Source organism: Kribbella sp. NPDC000426 (genome assembly GCF_040300265.1).
Lineage (GTDB): Bacteria > Actinomycetota > Actinomycetes > Propionibacteriales > Kribbellaceae > Kribbella.
The window spans coordinates 418,932-442,603 of the sequence record NZ_JBEPDK010000004.1 but is presented as its reverse complement, the minus strand read 5'-3'; the positions used below and the strand labels follow the sequence as shown (position 1 = coordinate 442,603).

Annotated in this window: 31 protein-coding genes; 9 read left to right on the top strand and 22 right to left on the bottom strand. The window is 67.3% G+C overall.

Annotated features, from left to right (window positions below):
• The first annotated feature begins 7 nt into the window (after window positions 1-7).
• On the top strand, window positions 8-766 hold the full coding sequence (locus ABT313_RS21325; RefSeq protein ID WP_350857805.1) for a class I SAM-dependent methyltransferase: 759 nt from the start codon (window positions 8-10) through the stop codon (window positions 764-766).
• 46 nt (window positions 767-812) lie between these two features.
• Here ABT313_RS21325 and ABT313_RS21320 read toward each other — a convergent pair whose 3' ends face one another.
• Window positions 813-1,112 carry a phosphotransferase gene (locus tag ABT313_RS21320; RefSeq protein WP_350856338.1) on the bottom strand — a complete coding sequence of 100 codons (300 nt, stop codon included), beginning with the start codon at window positions 1,110-1,112 and terminating at the stop codon, window positions 813-815.
• Window positions 1,113-1,858: 746 nt separating this feature from the next.
• Between ABT313_RS21320 and ABT313_RS21315 the strand changes: the two genes are divergently transcribed.
• Both ABT313_RS21315 and ABT313_RS21310 read left to right on the top strand, forming a co-directional pair.
• Window positions 1,859-2,638 (top strand): class I SAM-dependent methyltransferase, encoded by a 780-nt coding sequence (locus tag ABT313_RS21315; protein WP_350856335.1) that lies wholly within the window; start codon window positions 1,859-1,861, stop codon window positions 2,636-2,638.
• Window positions 2,592-3,380: a class I SAM-dependent methyltransferase gene (locus tag ABT313_RS21310; RefSeq protein WP_350856333.1), complete on the top strand. Its 789-nt coding sequence runs from the start codon at window positions 2,592-2,594 to the stop codon at window positions 3,378-3,380. The genes ABT313_RS21315 and ABT313_RS21310 overlap by 47 nt, the downstream gene beginning before the upstream one ends.
• Window positions 3,381-3,401: 21 nt before the next feature.
• Here ABT313_RS21310 and ABT313_RS21305 read toward each other — a convergent pair whose 3' ends face one another.
• From ABT313_RS21305 to ABT313_RS21275, 7 genes are all read right to left on the bottom strand, one after another.
• Entirely contained in the window at window positions 3,402-4,124 is a 723-nt protein-coding gene (locus ABT313_RS21305) for a class I SAM-dependent methyltransferase (RefSeq protein WP_350856330.1), read from the bottom strand.
• A gap of 66 nt (window positions 4,125-4,190) precedes the next feature.
• Complete coding sequence (locus tag ABT313_RS21300) at window positions 4,191-4,688, bottom strand: GNAT family N-acetyltransferase (protein ID WP_350856327.1); 498 nt, start codon at window positions 4,686-4,688, stop codon at window positions 4,191-4,193.
• The gene (locus ABT313_RS21295; RefSeq protein ID WP_350856324.1) at window positions 4,685-5,131 is read right to left on the bottom strand and encodes a hypothetical protein; all 447 of its coding nucleotides are present in this window, start codon (window positions 5,129-5,131) and stop codon (window positions 4,685-4,687) included. The genes ABT313_RS21300 and ABT313_RS21295 overlap by 4 nt, the downstream gene beginning before the upstream one ends.
• Window positions 5,132-5,170: 39 nt before the next feature.
• Complete coding sequence (locus ABT313_RS21290; RefSeq protein WP_350856321.1) at window positions 5,171-5,665, bottom strand: DinB family protein; 495 nt, start codon at window positions 5,663-5,665, stop codon at window positions 5,171-5,173.
• A 2-nt stretch (window positions 5,666-5,667) separates the two neighbouring features.
• Entirely contained in the window at window positions 5,668-6,366 is a 699-nt protein-coding gene (locus tag ABT313_RS21285; protein WP_350856318.1) for a class I SAM-dependent methyltransferase, read from the bottom strand.
• An 18-nt stretch (window positions 6,367-6,384) separates the two neighbouring features.
• On the bottom strand, window positions 6,385-6,840 hold the full coding sequence (locus tag ABT313_RS21280; protein WP_350856315.1) for a GNAT family N-acetyltransferase: 456 nt from the start codon (window positions 6,838-6,840) through the stop codon (window positions 6,385-6,387).
• Window positions 6,841-6,889: 49 nt separating this feature from the next.
• Window positions 6,890-7,675, bottom strand: coding sequence for a helix-turn-helix domain-containing protein (locus ABT313_RS21275; protein WP_350856312.1), 786 nt, complete (start codon window positions 7,673-7,675; stop codon window positions 6,890-6,892).
• Between the two features lie 108 nt (window positions 7,676-7,783).
• Between ABT313_RS21275 and ABT313_RS21270 the strand changes: the two genes are divergently transcribed.
• The gene (locus tag ABT313_RS21270; protein WP_350856310.1) at window positions 7,784-8,194 is read left to right on the top strand and encodes an Ohr family peroxiredoxin; all 411 of its coding nucleotides are present in this window, start codon (window positions 7,784-7,786) and stop codon (window positions 8,192-8,194) included.
• On the opposite strand, the gene ABT313_RS21265 is transcribed toward ABT313_RS21270, so the two are convergent.
• From ABT313_RS21265 to ABT313_RS21215, 11 genes are all read right to left on the bottom strand, one after another.
• The gene (locus tag ABT313_RS21265) at window positions 8,184-8,801 is read right to left on the bottom strand and encodes an HAD family hydrolase (protein ID WP_350856307.1); all 618 of its coding nucleotides are present in this window, start codon (window positions 8,799-8,801) and stop codon (window positions 8,184-8,186) included. The two genes, ABT313_RS21270 and ABT313_RS21265, sit on opposite strands and share 11 nt — an antisense overlap.
• The gene (locus tag ABT313_RS21260) at window positions 8,794-9,189 is read right to left on the bottom strand and encodes a VOC family protein (RefSeq protein ID WP_350856304.1); all 396 of its coding nucleotides are present in this window, start codon (window positions 9,187-9,189) and stop codon (window positions 8,794-8,796) included. The genes ABT313_RS21265 and ABT313_RS21260 overlap by 8 nt, the downstream gene beginning before the upstream one ends.
• Window positions 9,186-9,329, bottom strand: coding sequence for a hypothetical protein (locus ABT313_RS21255; protein WP_350856301.1), 144 nt, complete (start codon window positions 9,327-9,329; stop codon window positions 9,186-9,188). Before ABT313_RS21255 ends, ABT313_RS21260 begins: the two co-directional genes overlap by 4 nt.
• Window positions 9,329-9,673, bottom strand: coding sequence for a VOC family protein (locus tag ABT313_RS21250; RefSeq protein ID WP_350856298.1), 345 nt, complete (start codon window positions 9,671-9,673; stop codon window positions 9,329-9,331). Before ABT313_RS21250 ends, ABT313_RS21255 begins: the two co-directional genes overlap by 1 nt.
• Window positions 9,674-9,758: 85 nt before the next feature.
• Window positions 9,759-12,119 carry an ATP-binding cassette domain-containing protein gene (locus ABT313_RS21245; protein ID WP_350856295.1) on the bottom strand — a complete coding sequence of 787 codons (2,361 nt, stop codon included), beginning with the start codon at window positions 12,117-12,119 and terminating at the stop codon, window positions 9,759-9,761.
• A gap of 24 nt (window positions 12,120-12,143) precedes the next feature.
• Complete coding sequence (locus ABT313_RS21240; protein WP_350856292.1) at window positions 12,144-12,554, bottom strand: VOC family protein; 411 nt, start codon at window positions 12,552-12,554, stop codon at window positions 12,144-12,146.
• 9 nt (window positions 12,555-12,563) lie between these two features.
• Window positions 12,564-13,007 (bottom strand): helix-turn-helix transcriptional regulator, encoded by a 444-nt coding sequence (locus tag ABT313_RS21235; RefSeq protein WP_350856289.1) that lies wholly within the window; start codon window positions 13,005-13,007, stop codon window positions 12,564-12,566.
• 71 nt (window positions 13,008-13,078) lie between these two features.
• The gene (locus tag ABT313_RS21230; RefSeq protein WP_350856286.1) at window positions 13,079-13,525 is read right to left on the bottom strand and encodes a DinB family protein; all 447 of its coding nucleotides are present in this window, start codon (window positions 13,523-13,525) and stop codon (window positions 13,079-13,081) included.
• Window positions 13,522-14,457 carry an endonuclease/exonuclease/phosphatase family protein gene (locus ABT313_RS21225; protein ID WP_350856283.1) on the bottom strand — a complete coding sequence of 312 codons (936 nt, stop codon included), beginning with the start codon at window positions 14,455-14,457 and terminating at the stop codon, window positions 13,522-13,524. Before ABT313_RS21225 ends, ABT313_RS21230 begins: the two co-directional genes overlap by 4 nt.
• 90 nt (window positions 14,458-14,547) lie before the next feature.
• A complete protein-coding gene (locus ABT313_RS21220; protein ID WP_350856281.1) occupies window positions 14,548-16,119 on the bottom strand; it encodes a hypothetical protein in 1,572 nt (523 codons plus the stop codon).
• A gap of 67 nt (window positions 16,120-16,186) precedes the next feature.
• Window positions 16,187-17,170 (bottom strand): NAD(P)H-binding protein, encoded by a 984-nt coding sequence (locus tag ABT313_RS21215; RefSeq protein WP_350856278.1) that lies wholly within the window; start codon window positions 17,168-17,170, stop codon window positions 16,187-16,189.
• 71 nt (window positions 17,171-17,241) lie between these two features.
• On the opposite strand from ABT313_RS21215, the gene ABT313_RS21210 reads away from it, so the two are divergent.
• The 4 genes from ABT313_RS21210 to ABT313_RS21195 all read left to right on the top strand — a co-directional run bounded on the left by ABT313_RS21210 (window position 17,242) and on the right by ABT313_RS21195 (window position 20,324).
• Window positions 17,242-18,177 carry a helix-turn-helix domain-containing protein gene (locus tag ABT313_RS21210; RefSeq protein ID WP_350856275.1) on the top strand — a complete coding sequence of 312 codons (936 nt, stop codon included), beginning with the start codon at window positions 17,242-17,244 and terminating at the stop codon, window positions 18,175-18,177.
• 10 nt (window positions 18,178-18,187) lie between these two features.
• Window positions 18,188-18,607 carry a VOC family protein gene (locus ABT313_RS21205; protein WP_350856272.1) on the top strand — a complete coding sequence of 140 codons (420 nt, stop codon included), beginning with the start codon at window positions 18,188-18,190 and terminating at the stop codon, window positions 18,605-18,607.
• A gap of 6 nt (window positions 18,608-18,613) precedes the next feature.
• The gene (locus ABT313_RS21200) at window positions 18,614-19,492 is read left to right on the top strand and encodes an AraC family transcriptional regulator (RefSeq protein WP_350856269.1); all 879 of its coding nucleotides are present in this window, start codon (window positions 18,614-18,616) and stop codon (window positions 19,490-19,492) included.
• A 70-nt stretch (window positions 19,493-19,562) separates the two neighbouring features.
• Window positions 19,563-20,324: an SDR family NAD(P)-dependent oxidoreductase gene (locus ABT313_RS21195; RefSeq protein ID WP_350856266.1), complete on the top strand. Its 762-nt coding sequence runs from the start codon at window positions 19,563-19,565 to the stop codon at window positions 20,322-20,324.
• Here the strand turns inward: ABT313_RS21195 and ABT313_RS21190 are convergent.
• The 3 genes from ABT313_RS21190 to ABT313_RS21180 all read right to left on the bottom strand — a co-directional run bounded on the left by ABT313_RS21190 (window position 20,312) and on the right by ABT313_RS21180 (window position 22,817).
• The gene (locus ABT313_RS21190) at window positions 20,312-21,250 is read right to left on the bottom strand and encodes a small ribosomal subunit Rsm22 family protein (RefSeq protein WP_350856264.1); all 939 of its coding nucleotides are present in this window, start codon (window positions 21,248-21,250) and stop codon (window positions 20,312-20,314) included. The two genes, ABT313_RS21195 and ABT313_RS21190, sit on opposite strands and share 13 nt — an antisense overlap.
• A 248-nt stretch (window positions 21,251-21,498) precedes the next feature.
• Entirely contained in the window at window positions 21,499-22,083 is a 585-nt protein-coding gene (locus ABT313_RS21185; RefSeq protein WP_350856261.1) for a 4a-hydroxytetrahydrobiopterin dehydratase family protein, read from the bottom strand.
• On the bottom strand, window positions 22,080-22,817 hold the full coding sequence (locus ABT313_RS21180; protein WP_350856258.1) for a DinB family protein: 738 nt from the start codon (window positions 22,815-22,817) through the stop codon (window positions 22,080-22,082). The genes ABT313_RS21185 and ABT313_RS21180 overlap by 4 nt, the downstream gene beginning before the upstream one ends.
• Before the next feature lie 117 nt (window positions 22,818-22,934).
• Here ABT313_RS21180 and pyrH point away from each other — a divergent pair, with 117 nt between their 5' ends.
• Window positions 22,935-23,642, top strand: a complete 708-nt coding sequence (gene pyrH / locus ABT313_RS21175) for a UMP kinase (protein ID WP_350856255.1) — start codon at window positions 22,935-22,937, stop codon at window positions 23,640-23,642.
• The last annotated feature ends 30 nt before the right edge of the window (window positions 23,643-23,672 follow it).

The following is a 23,672-nucleotide window of genomic DNA, read 5'->3' as shown; positions in this document are numbered from 1 at the left end:
CGTGGCGATGGCAGACGACTCACTGGCGGACGCTCCTGCAGACCCGAGCCAGCCGTGGCTCGAACTCTCTCCGCACTACGAGCGAGCCCGATCCAAGGAGGACTCGCTGGATAGGCTTGTCGAGTGGCCCGCGCAGCGAGATCTGCTGGGGGATGTCGCCGGACGCTCGGTGCTCGACGTCGGGTGCGGCAACGGCGGCAAGCTCGTTGAGTTGGTCGAAGACGGTGCGACCGGCTCCGTAGGCGTTGATCTCAGTGGCAACTTCCTCAGTGACCCGCCGGCTGGCTTGGAATTCATCCGAGGAGATCTCTCCGAACTCGATTCTCTGCCCGGGCTCGCTGGTCGCAGGTTCGACCGAATCTTGTTCCTGCAGTCTTTCGGCTACGCGAAAGATCCGGTGCGCACTCTGCGGGCGGCGCGCGCAATGCTGGCCGACGACGGATTCATCCTGCTGACCAGGACGCAGCCAATCCGATACGCCGTCGAACGAACCGAACAGAACGGGACATCGCTCGGCGAAGAGTATTTCTCCACGGCGCCGTTCTCCTACCTCAGCGGCTGGAACGACCAAATTACGCTCACCAAGCGTGCCTACACAATCTCCGACCTGCTCAACGAGTTCAGCGCGGCCGGCCTATGGATCGAAACCGCGCTCGAGCCCCAACTACCCGAAGACGCCCGCCGCCGCTACCCACACAAGCAGGCCTGGATGAACAAGCATCTCGGCATCCTGATCTTCAAACTCCGCCCGCTTCCTGGCCATTAGCACCAAACGAGTTCATCTAGATGGGTATGTCCGGAAAGCAGTTTGACTATTCGGTCGCATATGCGCCGTGCAGCCACCGGGGGAGTTCTGTCAGTGTGGTCCCGTCGAGGCCTCGTACGTCGGGTGTGGGTGGGTATTCCGGCGCCCTCGCACACCAGCGCTGGATGGTATCCACCTCGACATCCGCCGGCTGAGCCAACGCCTCCGCGAAATCGATCAGACCAGTGACGCGTCCTTCATCGACCATCACGTTGGACCCGTGCAGATCACCATGTACGAGAACGGGCTCATCGGCGGCGAACAACCGCAGCCGCTCCCGAACCCAGTCGGCAACGTCGGCAAGCATGGGGGAGTCATGCCCGGGTAGCCGCCGAGCAGCCTCGACCCGTTGGAGCGCCGCACTCACCACCGCCGCGCATGCGGAACCTCAGTGCCCGCCAGCAGGCTGACAATTCTGGCCTCATGACGATACGAGTCACGAAACCGCCCAGTACTCACACGTACGACGTATTCATCACCAACCAACACGCGACTGACCCAGCCGACCTTCGCAACCGCCCAGTAACCCGCCAGCCCAGCAGCCGCCAACATCCTCACCAAACCGGATCGACAGCCACCGCGCAGTCGCACACCAGCAAACCCCACACCACACCGTTCCCACAGCAGGAGAGCCCTCCGAAACCCGCTAGTTGACATAATGTCCATTATCGGCACTTAAGACAGATCCCACAGAAGACCTTCCTGCCCACCAAGCAGACGGTCACCTCAGCGAACTCGAGCAGCACCTCGGTGCCATCGTCGTGGCACGAGCCCACGGATGAGCGTGGCCGACCAGGAGGTGACCCAGTTGCTCGGCCATGTGGTGGTCCAGGTCGACGGGCCGGCGCGTCCACGGGTACGTACCGGCGTACTCCTGGAAACGGCGCGGGACGCGGCACCGGCGAACAGGGCCCTCGATGGGTCTTCCGCAGTTACTCCCCCGGACGACACATCCACGGCTCCAGCCTGTGGGAGAGGTGTGCGGGTGCGTCGATAAGCCGTGGAGTGGTCTCGGTTTGATCGAGACAATGGTCCAAAGGAGGGTGCGACTCGATGAGCGCGCAGTTCTACTCGGACGCGAGACTGTACGACCGGTTGTTTCCCGGAGGCGAACGCGCCGTCGACTTCTACAGGGCCGAGGCGGATCGGCAAGGTGGTTCTGTCTTGGAACTCGGGTGTGGGACCGGGCAGAAACTGATCCCGATCGCGTCCGACGGGCATCCGTGCACCGGCCTGGAGCTCTCGCCGGACATGCTTGCCGAAGCTCGGCGCAAGGCGGTCGAGAGCGGCGTGGGGCTGGAACTGGTGCAGGCCGACATGCGCGAGTTCGACCTGGGCCGAACTTTCGACCTGGTGTTCATCGCCGCTAATTCACTGCTCCATCTGCATGAGGCTGAGGACTTGGTGGACTGCTTTCGGTCAGTGCGAAGGCACCTGGCACCCGGAGCGCGGCTCATCTTCGACGTGTTCAACCCGAGCGTGCACATGCTTGCCCAGGCGGACGGCGTTCGACGCCGACGCGACGCGTTGTCGTTCGTGGATCCGGATCGTGGCGTTGTTCATGTCGATGTCGCGGAGACCTACGACGCGGCTGCGGAGGTGACTCGCGGGCGGTGGTACTTCTCGACCGATGCCGAGACCGACTTCCTTGTCGCGCCGCTTGAGATGAGGAGCATCTTCCCCCAGGAGTTGCCGCTGCTGCTGTCGCTCGGCGGTCTCCGGGTTGTCGAACGCTTCGGCGACTGGTCCCGTGCCCCACTCACCACAGATGCGGCGCTCCAACTCTGTGTCTGCGAACCGGACTGTGCCGGAGGTAGTTATGACGAGCTATAACACGCTTGCTGAGGTGTACGAGTGGCTCATCTCGGATGCAAAGCTGGCCCCGGCCGAGTTCGCTGCGTCGTTCGACGACGTACTCAGTCTCCTGCCGTCGAACGCTCACGTCCTCGATTGTTCGTGCGGAACCGGACAGCTGGCGGTCGGCCTCGCCGGTCGTGGCATGCAGGTGGTCGCAACTGACGCCAGCGAAGCGATGGTTCGTCGGACTGCAGAGTTGTCTGAGGAGTACGGGGCATCCGTTCGGGCGGTGCGGGCGAACTGGGACGAGTTGCCTGACCATTTCGAGGACGACACGTTCGACATGGTGTTCTGCGTTGGCAACTCGCTGCACCACGCCGAGGGCGCGACAGGCAGAGTTGCTGCTCTGGAGTCGATGTCACGGCTTCTGCACCCTGGCGGGCACTTGGTGCTCACCTCCCGCACCTGGGAACTCGTGAGGTCTCGAGGTTCCCGGCTCGACATCAGCGACCGTCTTGTCCGCCGGAACGGTCGCGATGCCGTCGTGGTCTACCGCTGGGAGATTGCGTCACAGTGGGAGGAGGAGCACCACATCGAGATTGCGATCGCGCAAGTTGACGCGGCTGGGTCGGTTCTTGTCCGCTCGGAACTGCTGTCGTGCTGGCCCTACCGGTACGACGAACTCGCAGCCGAGTTGCACCAGGTCGGACTCCGGACGGAGCGGAGCACGTACGACCCTGAGGCCGAGAACTACACGGTGGTGGCGAGAAAGGGGTAGCCACCCGCCGCTCCCAGTTGGCTAATGGGATGCCTCGAGCGTGAAGAAGAGGAAGCCGATGAAGCGGGTTGGGTCGTAGTCGCTTGGGGGCAGGAGTTCGGGTGGCGTGTCTGGTGATACCGGTGGCTCGGTGATTGCGGAGATCCTGAAGCCTGCGGCGGTGAACGACTCCGACATTGCGCTCAGCGAGCGGTACCAGATCGTGAGTGTTGCGGAGACGCCGTCGAAGTCGTACTCCTCTTTGTTCGCCACGGTCGCGAAGTAGTCGACCTCGGGGTACAGCACCGGCGGGATAACTGGGTGGTTGACCACCACGACCAACCGGCCGCCAGGCCTCAGTACCCGGCGCAGCTCGGTCAGCGGGCCCGACCAGTCCTCGAGGTAGTGTAGGACGAGCACGGCCAACGCGTCGTCGAAGGCCTCGTTGTCGTACGGAAGCGGCCGGGTCAGGTCGGCAACAGTCAGGTCGGCGTCGTCTCCGAGCCGCTCGCGGGCGAGCCGGATCATCGCAGGGCTCGCGTCGAGCCCGGCCACGTTCGCTCCTCGCTCCTTCAGGTCGGCGAAGAGCGGCCCTGAACCGCAGCCGACGTCCAGGATCCGGCGCCCGGCGACGTCACCCAGCAGGTCCAGCACCGCCGGCCGGGCGTACCACCGGTTGAAGAGGCCGTTCTCGTTTTCGCGCGCATACGCCTCGGCGAACCCGTCGTAGTGATCCGGTTGCTGCTCGGCGGTCTCAGGGGTCATGCCGAGCCAGTCTGCCAGACCCGATGCACTGCCGAGAGGTTGTCGGCCAAATCTGGGTTGAGGGATCTACGGCCGGTGTACGAAGCCGACGTACGGTGCGTCGGCTGGGCCTGGGCGGGAGGTTCCGTCTTGGGTCCAGCCGTGGTGGGTGTAGAAGCGGATGGCTCGGGTGTTGCGTTGCCAGACGTCTACTTCGCCGGTGGCGTTGGACTGGCGGGTGATCGAGATGAAGCGGGTCATGAGGGCGCTACCGACGCCGGTTGACCAGTGGCTGGGGTCGACGAAGATTCCTACGAGGCGGATGCGTTTCTCGTCGGGCGCGTTGGTGGGAAAGACTCCGTTGGCGTCCAGGGTGATTACACCGGCGATGTCGTCGGCCGGGACAGCGACCAGGACGGTGAGTCGGTCGTCGGCCACCATCTTGCGCCACGACTCGCGGTATCTCTGGTCAGGAACCGCCGCGACCTCGTGGCCGCCGGCGCCGTAGTACACAGCCCGCGACCGAGCATGCAACTCCGCAAGCGCGTCTCCGTCGCCCGGGGCAGCGTCTCGGATGTGGATCACCTGATACCGGCCACGTTGATGAGTACGGCGTGGCCGTGGGGCTGGAACCTCGTGTCGGGGGCCAGCTCACCGGTTCCGATCTCGAACTGGAGTCCTGCCAGTGTCCCCTCACTGAGGATCCGGCGTTGGCGGATGTACGTCGCGCTCTCAGCGAACGATCCGATCAGCGAGAACACGGCCGCTCGTACCTGCCCAACGCCTGCCGGCTCGCCGCGCCATTCGAGATCGAGGACAAAGGTGTGCTGGTCGTCGGTCGACGTGGTTCGCACAGCAAGTCGGCCGTCGTCCTGACACCAGCGTTCGACATGCGGCAGGAGATGATCCTCGGGCTGCTCGGCCACCCAGAGCGGTTCCTGGAAGGCCGCGAGGAGATCACTCACGCCAGGGACCAACCGTTCGGCGTCCCCGACGCCGCGTCCGATGTCGTCGCCTTCCCATCGCATATAAGGACGGTACTTCTCCCCCGTCACCCGGCCCACCAACTAGTACCCGCGGGTGCCGTCGAGCTGCTCGCGCAGGAGGTCCAGGTGGCCGAGGTGACGGGCTGTTTCCTCGATCAGATGCGTCAGGATCCACCGCAGCGACACCGGGGTGTACTGCGGCGGCGTGAATTCCTGCATCGTGTCGAGGGGCAATCGAGCGACGATGCGTCTGGACTGCGCGCACGCTGCTTCGTAGTCGTTCAGGAGGTCGCCGATTGCACGACCGCCGGTGGACCAACCTCCGTGCTCGTCACGCTCGAAAGGTTGGTCAGCAAGCGAAGGAAAGCTCCCGGCGAACCAATCGTGCTCGGTCTGACGCAGATGCGAGACGACGCCGGCGACCGTCATCCGCGGAGACGTCTCCAGCAAGGCGCGCTCGGCCAGGTCGCTCGGCAGACCGTCCACCTTTCGACGAACGGTTGCCCGCTGCCAATCAAGGAACCCGGTCAGAACCCCACGCTCGTCGGCGGCTCCGTCAGGAAAGACGCGCTCCACCCTCAGCACGCCTCGAGAACGAAGAAGATGAAGCTGATGAACCTGGTGACGTCCTTCAGATGATCAGGGATGACGTCGCTCGGCGTGTCCGGTGCGATAGGCGGCTCGCTGATCGTGCAGATCCGGAAGCCTGCCGCGGTGAAGGCCTCGGACATGGCGTGCATCGGTCGGTGCCAGTTGGTGTAGACGACGGTACGGCCGGCGTGCTCCGCGTCGTACGAGAACGCCGCGACATCGAAGTACTCCGCGTCGGGATTCAGCGCCGTGTAGACGATCGGGTGGTTGACCGACATGATCAGGCGGCCGCCGGGCTTCAGCACCCGGCGGAGTTCCGCGAGCGGCTTGGACCAGTCCTCCAGGTAGTGCAGGACCAGTGACGCGACCACGTCGTCGAAGGCAGCGTCGGCGTACGGGAGCGGGTCGGCCAGGTCGCCGACGGTCAGGTCGGCGTCCTCGCCGAGGCGTCGACGGGCCAGGTGGAGCATCTCCGCGCTCCGGTCGAAGCCGGACACGATCGCGCCCATGTCGCGCAGGGCCGCTGAGAGCGGACCGGCGCCGCAGCCGACGTCGAGGATGCGACGGCCCGCCACGTCACCGGCGAGGTCCACCATCGCCGGCCGTTCGTAGTGGCCGTTGAGCAGGTTGGTCTCATTGTCGGCGGCGTACGCCTCGGCGAAGTCGTCGTAATCCATCGTCGGCATGCACGAGACCTTACGAGTTCAGGAGGGCACGCGTTCCTTCTGCAGAAGCTGCCGGGACGACGCGAACCCGAGCCGCTCGTACACCGGCACAGCCTTGCGGCCGGAGTGGACCGTCACATGGCCGGCTCCGAGCGCCAACGCGTGATCGGCCGCGGCCTGGACCAGCGCCGATCCGACCCGATTGCCGCGGCACTCAGGTACGACGTACACGCTCTGGATGTCGGCCGAACGTCGGCTCGTCGCACCCGGCCTGGGAACCCGCGCAACGATCGCCAGCCACGCCATCCCGACCAACTCGGACTCGTCCAGCCGCGCCACGAACGCGAAATGTGAGTCGTTGTCGGTCCACCAGGACGCAAGATCGGCGGCGAACGCCTCGACGGACTGCCCGTCGCGCTGCTCAGGAGCGGCGTTCAGCCAGAGTAACCGAGCCAGTTGTGCCACATCGGCCTGACCTGCGAGGCAAATATCCACCTGGCCAATACTCCCCCAGCTCCCCCGCCGCCGGAAAACAATTTCCAGCTCAGCTCATCAGCTTCTGCAGCCGCTCGGCGCTGGTCGTGTCGGCCGGCAGGAACGTCTCGATGGCCAGGCTCGCGGCCGTCACTTCCAGCGGAGCACCGATGGTCGCGATCAACGTGAAGAGGCGGACCGGTCCCAGGCGGGTCTTGAGGTCGAGCGTGACCATCGGCTGCTGGGCCGCGGCCGTCGGCGGGGCGTCAGGCAGGTACGGCTCGACCTCGTCCAGCAGCTCGGCGAGCGCCTCGTCGGCGGTCTCGCGGCTGCGGCGTTTGAGCTGGTGGATGAGCGGGAGACTGCAGGCGGCTGTCATCGACGAGATGCTCGGCAGACCGCCCGAGTGCACCGACAGCCGGAGCATGTTCATCGGCGGCGTCAGCAACGAGGGGTCCACACCGGTCCACAGCAACGACGCCGCAGCATTCGCGTCGATCAGGTTCCACAGGCCGTCGACGATGAGCGCCGGGTTCGGCATATGCGCCGCTAGCAACCGTCCCAGAGACTCGCGCAACGGCAGCATCGCATCGGAGTTGTACGGCTGGTCCAGATAGATCGGCGCGAACCCGCCCGCCAGCAGCAACCGGTTGCGTTCGGCGATCGGCAGGTCGAGATGGTTCGAAAGATGGACCAACAGCTGACGGCTCGGCTGCGCACGACCCGTCTCCACGAAGCTCAGATGCTTCGTCGACACCTCGGCCTCCAGCGCCAACTCCAGCTGACTCAGCCGCCGGTGCACCCGCCAGAACCGCAGCAGCTCACCGGCGGTCTGTGGCTCGTCCAGGACGGTCATAACACCATCAGGGTACGGCGGAACCCGACCGCCCAGCCATTACCCGCGAGGTAACTGCACCAAGGAGGTAATTGAACCTCTCCCCCGGCGCCCCGGATCGTTGACGCCATGAAGCCCACCTACACAGCAGTTGCCACCTCGTCAGGCCGCGAGTCCCGCGCCGTCACCGCCGACGGACAGCTGGACATTCAGCTGGCTTTCCCCAAGGAGATGGGCGGAACCGGCGACGGCATCAACCCCGAACAGCTCTTCGCCGCCGGCTGGTCAGCCTGTTTCTCGACGGTCCTCGGCCTTATCGCCAAGGACTGGGACCTGGACGCGAAGGACGTCGCCGTGACCGCCGAGGTGAGCCTCGTACCCGCGGACGGCAAGTTCGACCTGGCCGCCGTACTGCGGGTCGAGCTGCCCGATCACCTTCACGGCGAGACCGGCGAGAAGTTGCTTGAGGCAACACACGCGACCTGCCCGTACTCCCGCGCCGTCCAGGGCAACATCTCGGTGGAGATCGTCACCGAGTGACGCCGTGCTCCGCGAGGAGCGTCTCCAGCAGGTCGTGGCCCTGGGTGAAGTCCCACAGCTCGGCGCGGAGGCCGGCGGTTCGGGCGCCGGTGATGTTGCGAGGGGTGTCGTCGATGAAGAGGATCGTGTCGGGGTCGGCGCCGATCCGTTGAGCGGCCCGGGTGAAGAACTCCGGGTCGGGTTTCGCGACACCGAGGTCGTACGAGTAGCAGCTCACGTCGAACAGGTCGTCGTACCCGAGGGCCGTCCGCATGTGCGCGCCGCGGTAGCACTCCTGGTTGGTGCCGAGGTGTACGCCGTACCCGCTGCGTTTCAGCGCTTGCACGATCTCGAGCGACTCCTCGACGAGCACGATGTTCTTCCAGACTGCGTCGTACACCTCGGTCGCCGGCGTGCGCACGCCGTACCGCACCAACGACGCCTCGAGCACCGGCAGGTAGTCACCTTCACCCGCGAGCATCGGCAGCTCGTCGGACCAGGTCTCATGCAGGAAGTCCCGCGCCCGCTCCCCCACATACGGCTCCATCGCCGCATACCAGCCCCCCGGCAGATCTTGCAGCACCCCGTCGGCATCGAACAGCACGTGCCGGACCCCGGACTCACCCATGCGAGCGATTCTGCACGAGTTTCAGCTGGTGAGCGTCCGGGTCTCGAAACCACGCGAACCGCAGCCGGTTGTCCGGGGAGTCGACCGGCGGTACGACGGGAGTCGCGCCGGCGGCCAGTGCACGCGCGTAGAAGTCGTCGACGTCCTCGCACCAGAAGACCACCTCGGTGGACGGCGTGCCGGATGCAGCCACCCCGAGGTTGACGAGGTCATTGGCGACCTCGGCGGAGGTGAGGCCTATCCGGACACCGGCGGCATCGAGCTCGACGTGCTGGATCGGGCCGGTCGCCGGTGCGCGGAAGGCTTCGGTCAGGCCGAGGCGGGTGTAGAAGGCCAGGCAGGCGTCCACGTCGGCGCAGAACAGGTTGACCTGGAGTTGGGCGATCACACCGGCGAGCTTAGGACCAGGACCGGTTCGAGGGCTTCGTCGGACGGAGTTTCCTCAGGCAGCGCCTCGGAGTCGGCCGGGTCCTGTTGCTGTACGTCGCCGTAGATGGCGGCGACGTACAGCTTCGGGATCAGGCACATCAGGACGGGTCTTGCAGGATGCCGAGGACGTTGCCGTCCGGGTCGGTCAGCGTGGCGACCAGCCGGCCCCCGCCGACGTCCTTCGGGGCGTCCTTCAGGGTGCCGCCGGCGGCGGTGATCTCGGCGATCTTGGCCTCGATGTCAGTGACGTGCCAGTACGCCGTCGGCGAGGTCATGTCGCTGTTCGGCACCAGGCCGATCTGCTGGCCCTCGGCCTCGAACCCGACGTAGTACGGCGAGTCGGCCATCGGCTCGAGACCGAGCAGCGCGGCGTACACCGGCTTGGCCTTCTCGAGGTCGGTGACCGGGTGCAGGATCGTCTTGACGCCTTGCGTGGAAGTCATGTCAGCATCTCCAAACTCGGGTTTCGCTTACTGACTGTCACGCTAGTCGCCCCCGGACCCGGGGTGCTTCTTGATTCCTGACCGGTTACCCGACGTACTCCGCGAGGTGCTTGCCGGTCAGCGTCTTCGGCTTCTTCACGAGGTCCGCCGGGGTGCCTTCGAAGACGATCTTGCCGCCGTCGTGACCGGCGCCGGGACCGAGGTCGATGATCCAGTCGGCGTGCGCCATGACGGCCTGGTGGTGCTCGATGACGATCACGGACTTGCCGCCGTTGACGAGGCGGTCGAGCAGGCCGAGGAGCTGCTCGACGTCCGCAAGATGCAGGCCCGTGGTCGGCTCGTCGAGGACGTAGATCCCGCCCTTCTCGCCCATGTGCGTCGCCAGCTTCAGCCGCTGCCGCTCGCCGCCGGAGAGAGTGGTCAGCGGCTGCCCGAGCGACACGTATCCGAGCCCGACGTCCGCCAGCCGCTCGAGGATCTTCTCCGCGGCCGGCGTGCGAGCGTCGCCCTCAGCGAAGTACCCCAGGGCCTCCGACACCGGCATCGCGAGCACCTCCGCGATGTTCTTCCCGCCGAACGTGTACTCCAGCACCGCAGCCTGGAACCGCCGCCCCTCGCACTCCTCACACGGCGACTCGACCGTCGCCATCACGCCGAGCTCGGTGTAGATCACGCCCGCGCCCTTACACGCCGGACACGCACCCTCCGAGTTCGCGCTGAACAGCGCCGGCTTCACCCCGTTGGCCTTCGCGAACGCCTTCCGGATCGGCTCGAGCAGCCCGGTGTACGTCGCGGGGTTGCTCCGCCGGGACCCTCGGATCGCGCCCTGATCGATCGCGACCACGCCTTCACGATCGGCGATCGACCCTCGGATCAACGAGCTCTTCCCGGAGCCGGCCACGCCGGTCACGACGACCAGCACGCCGAGCGGTACGTCGACGTCGACGTTCTGCAGGTTGTTCAACGACGCGCCACGCACCTCCAGCGCGCCCGACGCCGACCGCACCGACGACTTCACCGAAGCCTTGTCGTCCAGGTGCCGTCCCGTCAGCGTCCCGCTCGTCCGCAGCTTGTCGAGCGTCCCCTCGAACACCACCTCGCCACCGCCGGACCCGGCGCCCGGGCCGAGGTCGATGACGTGGTCGGCGATCGCGATCGTCTCGGGCTTGTGCTCCACGACCAGGACGGTGTTGCCCTTGTCGCGCAACTGGAGCAGCAGGTCGTTCATCCGCTGGATGTCGTGCGGGTGCAGCCCGATCGTCGGCTCGTCGAACACGTACGTCACGTCGGTCAGCGACGACCCGAGGTGACGGATCATCTTGGTCCGCTGCGCCTCACCGCCGGACAGCGTGCCCGCGGGCCGCTCGAGCGACAGGTACCCCAGCCCGATGTCCACGAAGGAGTCGAGCGCCTCACCCAGCGCCTTGAGCAACGGCGCGACCGAAGGCTCCTTCAACGCGCGGATCCAGTCGGCCAGGTCGGTGATCTGCATCGCGCACAGGTCCGCGATGTTCTTGCCCTTGATCTTCGACGACCGCGCCTCGGCGCCCAGCCGGGTCCCGTTGCAGTCGGGACAGGTCGTGAACGTCACCGCCCGCTCGACGAACGCGCGGATGTGCGGCTGCATCGCGTCGACGTCCTTGGACAGGAACGAGCGCTGGATCGCCGGGATGAGACCGTTGTAGGTGAGGTTGATGCCGTCGACCTTGATCTTGGTCGGCTCGCGGTAGAGCAGGTCGTGCAGTTCCTTCTTGGTGTACTTCTTGATCGGCTTGTCCGGGTTGAAGAACCCGGAGCCGCGGAAGATCCGCCCGTACCAGCCCTCCATGCTGTAGCCGGGGATGGTCAGCGCGCCCTCGTTCAGCGACTTGTTCTCGTCGTACAGCGCGGTCAGGTCGAAGTCGGTGACCGAGCCCATGCCCTCGCAGCGCGGGCACATGCCGCCGGCGTACACCTGCTCGCGGACGACCTTCTTCTCACCGGCGCCCTTGTCTGCGGTCATCGAGCCGGTCGCGGTCCGCTTCGGCACGTTGAACGAGTAGGCCGTGGGCGGTCCGACGTGCGGTTTCGCGATCCGGCTGAACAGGATCCGGAGCATCGCGTTCGCGTCGGTCGCCGTACCGACCGTGGAGCGCGGGTTGGCGCCCATCCGCTCCTGGTCGACGAGGATCGCGGTGGTCAGGCCGTCGAGTACGTCGACCTCGGGGCGGGCCAGCGTCGGCATGAAGCCCTGCACGAACGCGCTGTAGGTCTCGTTGATCAGCCGCTGCGACTCGGCCGCGATCGTCCCGAACACCAGCGAGCTCTTGCCCGAGCCGGACACGCCGGTGAACGCGGTCAGCCGGCGCTTCGGGATCTCGACGCTGACGTCCTTCAGGTTGTTCACCCGCGCCCCGGTGACCCGGATCATGTCGTGGCTGTCGGCAACGTGCTCGTCGGAGCTCATGTCGGTATCTCCCCCAGGGTCGGTTCAGGAAGCTTGGTTGATCCGGATGTGGTTGCCGGCCGGGTCGCGGAACGCGCAGTCGCGGACGCCGTACGGCTGGTCCATCGGCTCCTGGATCACCTCGGCGTCGGTCGCCTGCAGGCGCTCGAACAGCCCGTCGAGGTCGTCGGACTGCAGCACCAGCGTCGCGTACGTGCCCTTCGCCATCATCTCGGCGATGGTACGGCGCTCGTCCTCGGTCAGCCCGGGGTCGACGGCCGGCGGCGTCAGCACGATCGAGGTGTCCGGCTGCCCGGGCGGGCCGACGGTGATCCAGCGCATCCCCTCGTACCCGACGTCGAGGCGGACCTCGAAGCCGAGCAGATCGCGGTAGAAGGCGACGGACGCCTCGGGATCGGTGTGCGGCAGGAAGCTGGCGTGAATCTTGATCTCCATGGCGTCAAACTAACTGCCGGAGGTCGGGGATGCTTCTCGATTCCTGATCGGTCGCGTCACCTGTTTCGCGACACACGACGGGATGCCGAGGGTGGCGTCGCCGGCGCGGTCCTTGTAGACGCTCGGCGGCATCCCGACCAGCTCGGTGAAGCGGGTGCTGAACGTGCCCAGCGACTGGCAGCCGACCGCGAAGCACACGTCGGTGACGCTCATCCCGCCGCGCCGCAGCAGCATCATCGCCCGCTCGATCCGCCGCGTCATCAGATACCCGTACGGCGACTCTCCGTAAGCACGCTTGAACTCGCGGCTCAGATGCCCCGACGACATGTGCGCACCCCGCGCGAGCGCGTCGACGTCCAGCGGCTGCGCGTACTCCCGGTCGATCCGGTCCTTCACCCGCCGCAGCCGCGCCAGATCCGCCAGGCGCTGCTCGTCCGTCGTCCCGTTACTCACGGTGCAGATCCTGCCAGGTCAGGCAACCGAAGTCACCCGCCCCGCCCAGCGCGTCGTTCCACGCCCCGGGGCTAGCGGCCGGTGGTGCCGTCGAGTTGTTCGCGGATGATGTCTGCGTGGCCGGCGTGGCGGGAGGTTTCACCGATGACGGCGAGGACGGCCCAGCGGAGGTTGTGGGTCTTGCCGTTGCGGGTCACGGGAGACTCCGGGTCGCCGAGTTTGGCGATGATCTCGTTGGAGGCGGCGCAGGCGGCCTTGTACTCGGCCCGCAACATCGTGAGGGACACGCCGGGATCGACCTGCATGGAACGCTTGCCGCGCGTCGCCTTGCCGCCGCCCACGACCTCCTCGATCCACAGGGACTCGACGAAGGTCAGATGCTGGATCAGGCCGGCCACGTTCGTCCCGGACCCGACCGTACTGCGGCGTGCGTCCGCCTCGCTCAGACCTGCCAGCTTCTTCAGTACGCCGGCCCGCAGCCCGTCGAGCGTCTCCACCAGTTGTTCGAGCTCGGTCATGGCTTGCACGGTCCGATCGTTGCCACGAGTCCATGATGGTCCGACTTCGGCACCTGGAACCACCCGGTGTCGTCCGAGCACCAGCCTGGTTTCACGAACAGCTGATCGATGCGGACGAACAGCGCCGACCAGCGGCCGATCTGCGACGGCCGGCCCCACCCGTTCAGCATCGCGTCCTTCAGCGGACCGGCCAGCACCCGGTAGTCCCGGCCGCGGTCAGTCGTGTTCATGTCGCCGGAGATCACCACCGGGTGGTCGTCGCGGGCCGCTCGCTGTGCGATCTGCTCGATCAGCCGGTGATGGTTCGCGACGGTGGTCTCGTACGGAATCGTGTCGGCCGGCGTGTTGTACGACGACCCGCCGGACTTGTACCACGCCTTCGGCACATGGACCGCGAGCAGATCGAAGTCACCCGACGGCGCGTGGACCCGGAGCATGTACCCCGGCAGATCCGGTCCGGGCTCTTCGAGCACCGTCATCGGCCAGCGGCTGAAGACCCCGACCGCCGGCCCGTTCCAGTACGCGACGTGCTCCGGATACGCCTCGGACAACCGCTCGGTCAGCGGCTGCCCGATCTCCGAGATCACGAGTACGTCGGCCTTCTGCGCGATCAGGTCGTCCGCGCCCTCGAGTTCGCCGGCGCCGATGTTCGCCGCGGCGAACCGGATGCCGCGACTCGGGTCGACCGTCCCCGAGCCGTGCGGGACCCACGGCCCGACCGTACCGACGATCCCGACCAGAAGCGTCGACACCGCGAACGACACCGCAACCGCCAGGACTGTACGGTGTCGGCGCGCGAGCACACCCACCAGCAACGCGACCACGGCCACGACCACCGCCAGCATCGGCAGCAGGATCGACAGCACGTCCGTCACCACGCCGAGCCGGTCCCGCAGCAAGAACCATGCCCACGGCAACAATCCGGCGATCACGATCCCGGCGTACCGCCCCGTCCGAGACGGAGCACCCCCTACCCCTACCTCAGTCCCCTCCACCCCACCAGGCTATGCCACGTCCCGAAACTAGCGGGCCCAGTTCAGGTAGGCGACATTGGCAAGGAGCCAGCCGAAGCCGATGGCCTGCTGGCCGTCGCGTTCCGGAGTCGGTTGGTAGCGGTTGTAGAGGGCCAGGCATCGGGCGTGGACCTGCGGGTCGAACTGGTTCGCCTGCATCCAGCGCGGCGCCTGCGCCGCGACCGACGGCCCGCCGAGCGTGGCGCCACCGACTGTGGTGTGGATGACCGGCAGCCCGTCGGCGTCGGTGGCCATGACGTTCTGCGTGAACGTCCGGGCGATCCGCGCCATGTCGTGCCCGGTGAACGCGAGCCGCGCCCGAAACGCCCGGACGGCGAACTCGACGTCGATCGCGCCGTGGCTGATGTCCTCGAACTGGCGGGCCGGGCCGCCGGACGGTGTGAAGATCGACACGTCGGTCTCGGGGTCGCCGGTCTTCACGAACCCGTCGTAGATGCGGCCGCCCGTCGGCCAGTAGTGCCACAGGTAGGCGTCGCCGGCGTCAACGGTGAACTGCCCGGTCAGCATCCGGCCCATCGCGGCAACCTTCTGCCGGTACTCGCGGTCGCCTGTCGCGAGGGCGAGTTCGACCAGGGTCTGGCCGAGACCGACCGATTGGTTGAGCGGCTGCTCGCATCCGTCGTACGCGAGCGGCTGGGTCTTCGGCCAGATCAGGTAGCCGCCGTCGCGGTACTCCCAGTCGTGGACCGCGACCGCCTCCCGGCAGGCGGTGAGGTATTCGATCGCCTTGCGCAGGTAGCGCCGGCGCAGGGTCGGCGAGCTCAGCACGATCCGGGCGAAGCTAGCGATTGGATACGTAATCATGCCGGTGTGGACGGCGAAGATCACCGGCTCGCAGTGCATCGGGTACGAGCCTAGCCGGGGTACGTCGCCGGCGCGCGGGACCGCTCGACGGTCGAGCGCGGTCAACTGGAGAGGTCCCGGGGCGGCCGCGTAGATGCGGCTGACTGCGTAGTCGGGGCTGGCCGGGTCGAGGCACAGATCGGTGTGCGTGACCGTCCGGTTGTTGAAGGTGTTGACGAGCTGGACCGTGAACGTGTCGGGGCGCGTCCCCGCGGTGACGGTGATCGTGGTGTCTTCGGCGTACGAGAGGGCTTCGCGGAGGTCGAGCAGCGGCTGACCGTTGCCGTCGGCAAGGGTTGCGTAGCCGGTGGTGTACGGGTGGTCGGCGCGCCAGGCGGGTAGCGACAGGCCGCGGTAGTCCTGCACGCCGCGTTCGCTGTCGCGGACCGAGAGCACCTGGTCGATGTTGTCGATCAGCCGGTCGAGGTAATGCGTGTCGCGGTATTTCTCGTACATCCGGACCAGCCCGAGCAGCACGTACGACTGGCTCCACGCGAGCATCCCGGAGCGGCCGTCGCGATTGGTGTTGTCGTTCGGCTGGTCGGGCTGGCCGGGGCCGCCTTGCTGGAACAGGCGGTCCCAGTCGTCGAAGGTCTTGCGGGCGGTGTAGTCGATCTCGTCGGCGTACGCCGGGACCGCGGTCAGGCTGGTCGCGGCGACAGCACCGGCTGCTGTCAGGCGGAGAACAGCACGACGGGACGGGCGGATATCAGGCATGGCGGGCGGCCTCCAGCTGATGATGGGCGGTCAGCAGGGGACCTACATTGTCCCGCAGGGAATCGATTTACGGCAGGTCGAGCGTGAGTGGTAAATCATTGAGGAAGTCGACGGCGTCGAACATCGCACCGGCCGACGCCACCCCTCGAACGCGGCCGGCCCCGTCCAGGATCCGCCGTACGGCGCCGACCGCGAGCGGTGCCGAGATCGCGTAGATGTCCTGCCCGCTCGCCGTTGCCCGCCGCTCCTCACCGTCGGTGCGGACCCGGACGTCGACGACGAACGTCTGGTCCGAGCGGCCGGCGTCGTCGACAGCGACCGGCGCCGGAGTGTCCGCGTCCGCGAGATCGCCGGCGGCCTCGACCGTCATGTAAGTGCGGACCTCGGGTACGGCGAGGTGGCTCGGGATCGTGACGACATCGGCCATCGTGAACTCGGGGATGACGCGCCGCCGGCCGAGCGGCTCCGGGAACGTCCAGTCCGCCAGGGCAGGCTTGTCGTCGTGGTACTGCAAAGCGCCGTCGGTGAAGCGGAGCCGGCGACCGTTGCGCCGGTCGTGCGAGACCTGACCGGCGGCGCGCGTACCCGGGGTCGGGTGCCAACTGGTCAGTCCGTACGCGACGTGTACCTCGTCGGCGCTCGTCCGCTCCCCCAGCGCCGCGGTCGTCAGCAGGTCGCCGAGGCCGCCGAAGAACGCCATCGCCGGCACGACCGGGGTGTCGCTGTGCCTGGCGTACGTCGCCACGTTCGCCTCGATCTCGGCGGCCACGTCGACGTACGGGATCCCGGCGCGGATGGCTGCGTCGATCATCGGGTCCGCGGTCGCGGCGAACGGGCCGGCGCAGTTGATCACCGCGGCGGCGTTCTTCAGCGCTTGGTCGAGGGCGTGCGGATCGTCGACGGCGGCCGGGCGGATTTCCAGGTCCCAGAGGGCTTGGAGTGCACTGGAGTTCCGGCCGGACGCGATGACCGGAAGACCTTGGCGCAGCAGCTCCTCGACGACGAAACGGCCGGTGTGACCCGTTGCTCCATAAACCACGACAGCGTTCATACGTCGAGTCTCGCCGTACCGGAGGTGAGGGCGAGAGAGTCCGGAACGACACTGTTCGTACACTTTCGGACATGCACACTGTCGCGCTGGCGACCGCCGGGCACCTGCTGCACTTCGAGCTCGGCATCGCGTACGAGATCTTCGGCAACCCGCCGCTCGGGTCCGACGAGTGGTACGACGTACGCCTGTGCGGACCGGGATCGATCCGCGTCGGCCCGTTCACCGTGGAGCCCGACGACGACCTGGACTTCCTCGCGCAGGCAGACACCGTGATTGTCCCCGCCCTGGCTGATGTCGACGAACCCCTGCCGCTTGAGCTGGTTGATGCGGTCCGGTCCGCCTACGAGGCGGGTGCACGAATCGCGTCGCTCTGCACCGGTGCGTTTGTCCTCGGCGCGGCCGGTCTGCTCGACGGCCGGCGTGCGACCACACACTGGGGACACGCGGGCGCCCTCAGCGCCAGGTATCCGGAGGCGACCGTCGACCCCGACGTCCTCTACACCGACAACGGCAACATCCTCACCGCGGCCGGCAAAGCAGCCGCGGTCGACCTGTGCCTCCACCTCATCCACCTCGACCATGGCGCGACAGTCGCGAACACGGTTGCCCGGCGTCTCGTCGTACCGCCGCATCGCGCCGGCGGCCAGGCGCAGTTCGTCTCGACGCCCGTCCCGGTGAGCGGCGATCACACGCTCGCGGAGCTGCTCGCGTGGGCGCAGGAGCGGCTGGACCAGCCGTTGACCGTCACCGACCTGGCCCGACGCGCGAACACCAGCCCGCGCCACCTCGGCCGGCAGTTCCGCGCGGTCACCGGCCAGACGCCGCTCCAATGGCTGCTGACGCAGCGCGTCCGCCGCGCCCAACAGTTGCTCGAGGCCACCAACCACAGCATCGAGTCGGTAGCCGCCGCCACCGGCCTGGGCACCGCCACCACCCTTCGCCGCCAGTTCAAGCGCGTGGTCGGCATCCCGCCCAACACCTACAGAACCTCCTTCCGCAGCCCGTAAGGTGACCGCCATGGACAGCTATCCACGGCGGATGCACACCGCGCTGGATGCGGCAGATTCGCGAGGCTTGGCGGAGTTTTACCGGGTCCTGCTCGGGCTGCGGTACCGGCCTGGGGACGAGGCGCCGGTGGACGGCTCCGAAGATGACGCCAGCTGGCTGGTGCTCGTCGACGAGGACGGGAACCGGCAACTCGCCGTACAGCAGGTTGACCAGTTGACGCCGTCCACGTGGCCGTCGACCGAGGTGCCGATGCAGTTGCACATCGACTACGCCGTACCGTCGGTCGAGGAGCTCCACCGGCATCGCGAGCGGGCCGAGCAGCTCGGCGCGCGGTTGCTGTACGACCGCGAGGCGGAGGAGAACGAGCCGCTCTACGTCATGGCCGATCCGGCCGGCCATCCGTTCTGTCTTCTGGTCGGACACGTCTGACTCGTCATGGACCGGGCATTGGCGGAGTTGCGGGAGTTGATCGTTGGCGCGGTTGGGCGTGAGGACGCGATCGATGGGTTGCTGTTGTCGGTTGTCGACGCGCCGACTCCGCCGACGGCCGGGCTCGCGTCGCCGACGTTCGCGCTGGTCGCGCAGGGGCGGAAGCGGTTGGCGCTCGGCGACCAGGTCTTCGAGTACGGCGCCGGCGACTACGTGATCGTTTCCGTGGATCTGCCGGTGACAGGGCACTTCGTCGAGGCCTCGAAGGACGCGCCATGTCTCGGCGCCGGGCTCGAGTTGCGACCGGAGTCCATCGCCTCGCTCCTCCTCGACGCGAGCGAGAAGCCCGGCGGCGCGGTCCGCGGTCTCACCGTCGATCACGCACCGGCCGAACTGGTCGACGCGATGATCCGCTTGCTCCGCCTGGTCCACCAACCTGACGACGCGCCCGTACTCGCGCCACTCGTACAGCGCGAGATCCTCTGGCGTCTGCTGCGCAGCCCGCAAGGCGCCGCGGTCCGCGAGATCGGGCTCGCCGACAGCAGCCTGTCGCACGTCGCGCGTGTCATCGGCTGGATCCGCAAGCACTACACCGAGCCGTTCCGGGTCGAGGACCTGGCCGCGATGGCCGGCATGAGTACGTCGGCCTTCCACCGCCACTTCCGCACCGTCACCGAGCTGACCCCGATCCAGTTCCAGAAGAAGATCCGGCTGCATGAGGCCCGGCTCCGCGTGGTCGGCCTGGGCGAGGACGTCACGAGCGCCGGGTACGCCGTGGGCTATGACAGCCCGTCCCAGTTCAGCCGCGAGTACCGCCGCGAGTTCGGTACGCCGCCTAGCCGCGATCGAGCAGGATCAGGCAAGCTGACGCCAGAATTGATCTAACCGAATCCCAGTCCCAGCACGTCTACTGGTGTGGTACTTGTTCCTGAGCCAGTAGGAGTTGTGCACGATTATGCAAATAGCTGTGATCACCGGCGGAAGTTCCGGTATCGGCCAGGCCGCCGCGTTCGAGCTCGCGAAGCGCGGCACAGCCGTCGTCGTCACGTACCGCGGCAGCCGCGAACGCGGCCTCGACACGGTCGAGCGGATCGAGAAGGACGGCGGTACTGCGGTCGCGCTGCCGCTGGACGTGTCCCAGCCGGCGACGTTCGGGGAGTTCAGGGCCGCGCTGACCGACGTACTCGCGAAGTGGGACCGGACGACGTTCGACTTCCTGGTCAGCAATGCCGGAGTCGGGCAGCCGCCCGTGATGTTCGAGGAGACGACCGAGGAACTGTTCGACCAGATGGTCAACGTCCACCTGAAGGGCCCGTACTTCCTGACCCAGACGCTTCTCCCGTTGATCGCCGACAACGGCTCGATCGTCTACACGACCAGCACGTCGGCGCTCCAGTCGGCTCGACCGTCGCCCGGATACTCGGTCTACGCGAGCGTGAAGGGGGCGCAGATCGTCCTCACCCGGTACCTCGCCAAGGAGCTGAGTGTCCGCGGGATCCGGGTCAACGCCGTGGCTCCTGGCGTGACCCGGACCCGGCTCGGCGGTGACGCGTTCTCCGAGCATCCCGAGTGGATTCCCCCGATCGCGGAACGGACCGCGCTCGGCCGGATCGGCGAGTCCGAGGATCTCGGCAAGGTCATCGCATTCCTCGGCTCGCCCGACTCGGCCTGGATCACCGCCCAGACCGTCGAGGCTTCGGGCGGCTACGAGCTCTGATCCCAGGCGTCTCCCCAGCTGATGCCACGGGCGACGCGGTAGGCGTTGTCCGACTTGGGCACGATGAGCTGTCGTGCGCTGCCGGCCGACGTACAGAGCTCGAGAACGACGCGGCCTTTCGGTCTGGCCGGCCTGCGAATCACGCGCGCCGGCGCAGGCCGGACCGTGTGACGCGTCGCGACGAGGTAGCTGAATCTCTCTTCCTCGTAGTTGCGGGTGCCGTCCTTCAGCACGCGATGGAGTTCGGTGCGGGGCAGACGGGCGGCGAAACGGCACCAGTCGGTCGGGCACTCGCCTTGATGCGGACAGGGAGCCGCGATCGTGAAGCCGTGGCCGATCAGCTGGTCACGGGCTTCGAGCGTACGGCGGTGGCCGTGAGGTGTGCCCGGTTCGACGAGGACGATCGTCTTCGCGGACCGGGATGCCGCGTGGATCACGATGCGCCGGGTCTCGGCGGACAGCTCGTTGAGTACGTAGCCGATCGTGACCAGGTCCACCGGGTCGGGCCTGCTCCAGCGGTTCAGGTCTGCGATCGTCCAGCGCCAGCGGTTGCCTGCGGCAAGCTGTTGGCCGAGGCGGACGGCAGCCGGTTGGCGTTCGACGATCTCGGTGCTGAGTTCCGGCCAGAGTGACGCGGCGGCCCAGGCGGCTGCGCCGGTTCCGCCGCCGAGGTCGAGGTGGGTGGTGAAGGATGCGTCGACGTGACGCGCGGCCGCGGAGAGTGCCGCGTACAGGGCGCGCGAGGTCGCCGGCATGCGGATGACGGCGTACGCGAGGGCGTCGAGGTGATCGCGCATCCCGGGAGCGGAGTCGTCGACCTGCTCGGTGCGGTAGCGGTGCGAGAGCGCGTCGACCCGGCGTCGCAGCTCGTGGTGCGGAACGCCATCGAGAGCACGTGCGAGGGCAGCATGAAGTTGGGTGTCCATATCGGACATGGAGGACATGCGGAAGCTCCGGTTCGATCGGCACGGAGTGCGCGCTGGTGAACTCAGCGCGCACGTGATCCGCGGCCAGACGCCGCGACGCACCAATCGGTCCGGAGAGAAGCTGTCTGCGACCTATCAGCAGGCAGCGGAGGAGGGAATGGCGCGGAACCGGATAACCTTGCAAGCCATCACGCACCTCCTAGGATTCAGCCCGACCGTAGCAGAGCCGCTCTCATCGCGCGGCCTATTTATCGGCCCTCCGACGTGCACAGGCAGACCTTGTTGCCCTGCGGGTCCGCGAGCACTGTGAACGCCGGCGCCTCGTCGTCGTACACGACCGTGCCGCCCGCGGCGAGACCTGCCTTGATGCGATCCGGGACGACCTCCGGCGGCAGCCAGAGATCCAGGTGGAACCGCTGCCTCGGCGCCGAATGCGGTGAGGTGCCCTGGAACCAGAGGGCCGGAACGCGCCTCGTCGGGTCCAAGATGTCGTTGCCTTTGAACGAGTCCGTGCTCCCGGTCAGCACCGCCGCCCAGAACGGCCCGATCTCGGCCAGGTCAGCCGTGTCCAGCGCGATCTCCAACTGCGCCACCGCGCTCGGATCTGCCGTCAGACCGTGCTCCGCGGCGATCGCGCTGATCCGCTCCGCCACCCCTTCGTCCCGGCTCGAGACGTCGACGTACGTCGCTCCGAGGCGCAGCTCAGGCACGTGGTCGGCGTCCGAGCAGGCCTCACCGACCGCCTGCACGAACCGCGCACCCTCGGCCAACGAGGCGGTCACGAACCTCGCCTGCTGCGCCTGCACCATCTTCCGCCAATCCGTGTTCTTCACCCCCGCAGTATCGCCAGGTCGCGCTCGGCGTACATCCGGTGGTGCCACTCCTCGCTCAGGATGCAGCCGAGGCACCGGCTCACCTTGAAGCTCTGGGACTCCGGATACCCCGGCTCGGTCACCGGCACCGTCATCTCGTCCAACTGCTCATCGGTCAGCCCGGCGAACACCTCACGCACGGTCCCCATCCGGTCGGCCCGCAACGCGAGCACCTCGTCGAGCGACGGCCGGACGCCGCGATCGCGCGGAACAACCGGTACGTCGGTCATCTCGTCGTGGGGCAGATCGAGCGGGTCCCACGGCGCCGGATCGCCCAGGAACGCACGACGTACCCAGGCATCGGTCGCGAAGACCAGGTGCCGCTGCGTCTCGATGAACGACCACTCGCCGTCGACCGATGCGTGCAGCGACTCCGCCGGCATCGCCCGAGCCCGCTCGACGGTCTCGGCCCACAGCCGCTCGAGCAGCTCCCACGCCTCCCGATAGCCGTCCGCGTCAGTCGGACTCATCTTCGCCCGATCGGGATGCCGCCGGTTGAGCTCGGCGTCGACCAGCGGTACGACGTCCACGCCCCAGACCCGCAGATTGTGGATGTCCCCGTCGATCGACACATCCACCACCCGGGCGTTACGGATCGTCACCCCGGTCAGGTCGACGTTGTCGAACACCGCGTCCCGCAATCGCACGTCCTCGAACCGTGCCGCACTCAGATCCTGCTGCTTGAACTCGGCCACCGACCCACCTTCGCGCGCGGCCGCCCGGGGTGACAAGGCGTCCGGTGTTACCGGGTCCGTGATAAACCTGCTGGCGGTTGTCGGCGCCACGACACCTTTTGATCGGAACGGAGCGGCATGTACCGCAGGCTCGTGCTCAAGTTGTCGGGGCAGGCGATCGCCGGCCCGGACGAGTTCGGTTTCAACAGTGATCGGCTCACGCACCTGGCCAACGAGGTGATCGCGTTGCGTGCCACCGGCGTACAAGTCGCCGTCGTGGTCGGCGGCGGGAACGTGTTCCGCGGGAACCGCGCCGACGACTGGGGCATCGACCGCGTCGAGGCCGACAACATCGGCATGCTCGGCACGGTCATCAACGCGGTCCTACTCCGCGGCCGGCTGGCCGCGCTCGGGGCACACGGCGTACGGCTGATGACGGCGATCCCGATCGAGAACCTGGCCGAGCCGTACATCCGGCTGCGCGCACTGCGGCACCTGGAGAAGGGCTCGATCGTCCTGCTTGCCTGCGGTAACGGGCAGCCGTTCACGACGACCGACTACCCGTCGGTCCAGCGGGCCGTCGAGCTCGAGGCCGACGCCCTGCTCGTCGCGAAGAACGGCACCGACGGCGTGTACGACGCCGACCCGAACAAGCACGCCGACGCCAAACGCTTCGACCACCTCACCTACACCGAGGTCATCGACCGCGGCCTCGGCGTCATGGACCAGTCCGCGTTCATCCTCGCCCGCGACCACCACCTGCCGCTGCACGTCTTCGACATCGACCGCACCGGCGCGGCCTCGTCCATCGTCAACGGCACCCAGGTCGGCACCCTCATCAAGTAGTGGAGGTTGTAGGGGTGCGCTAAATGGTTT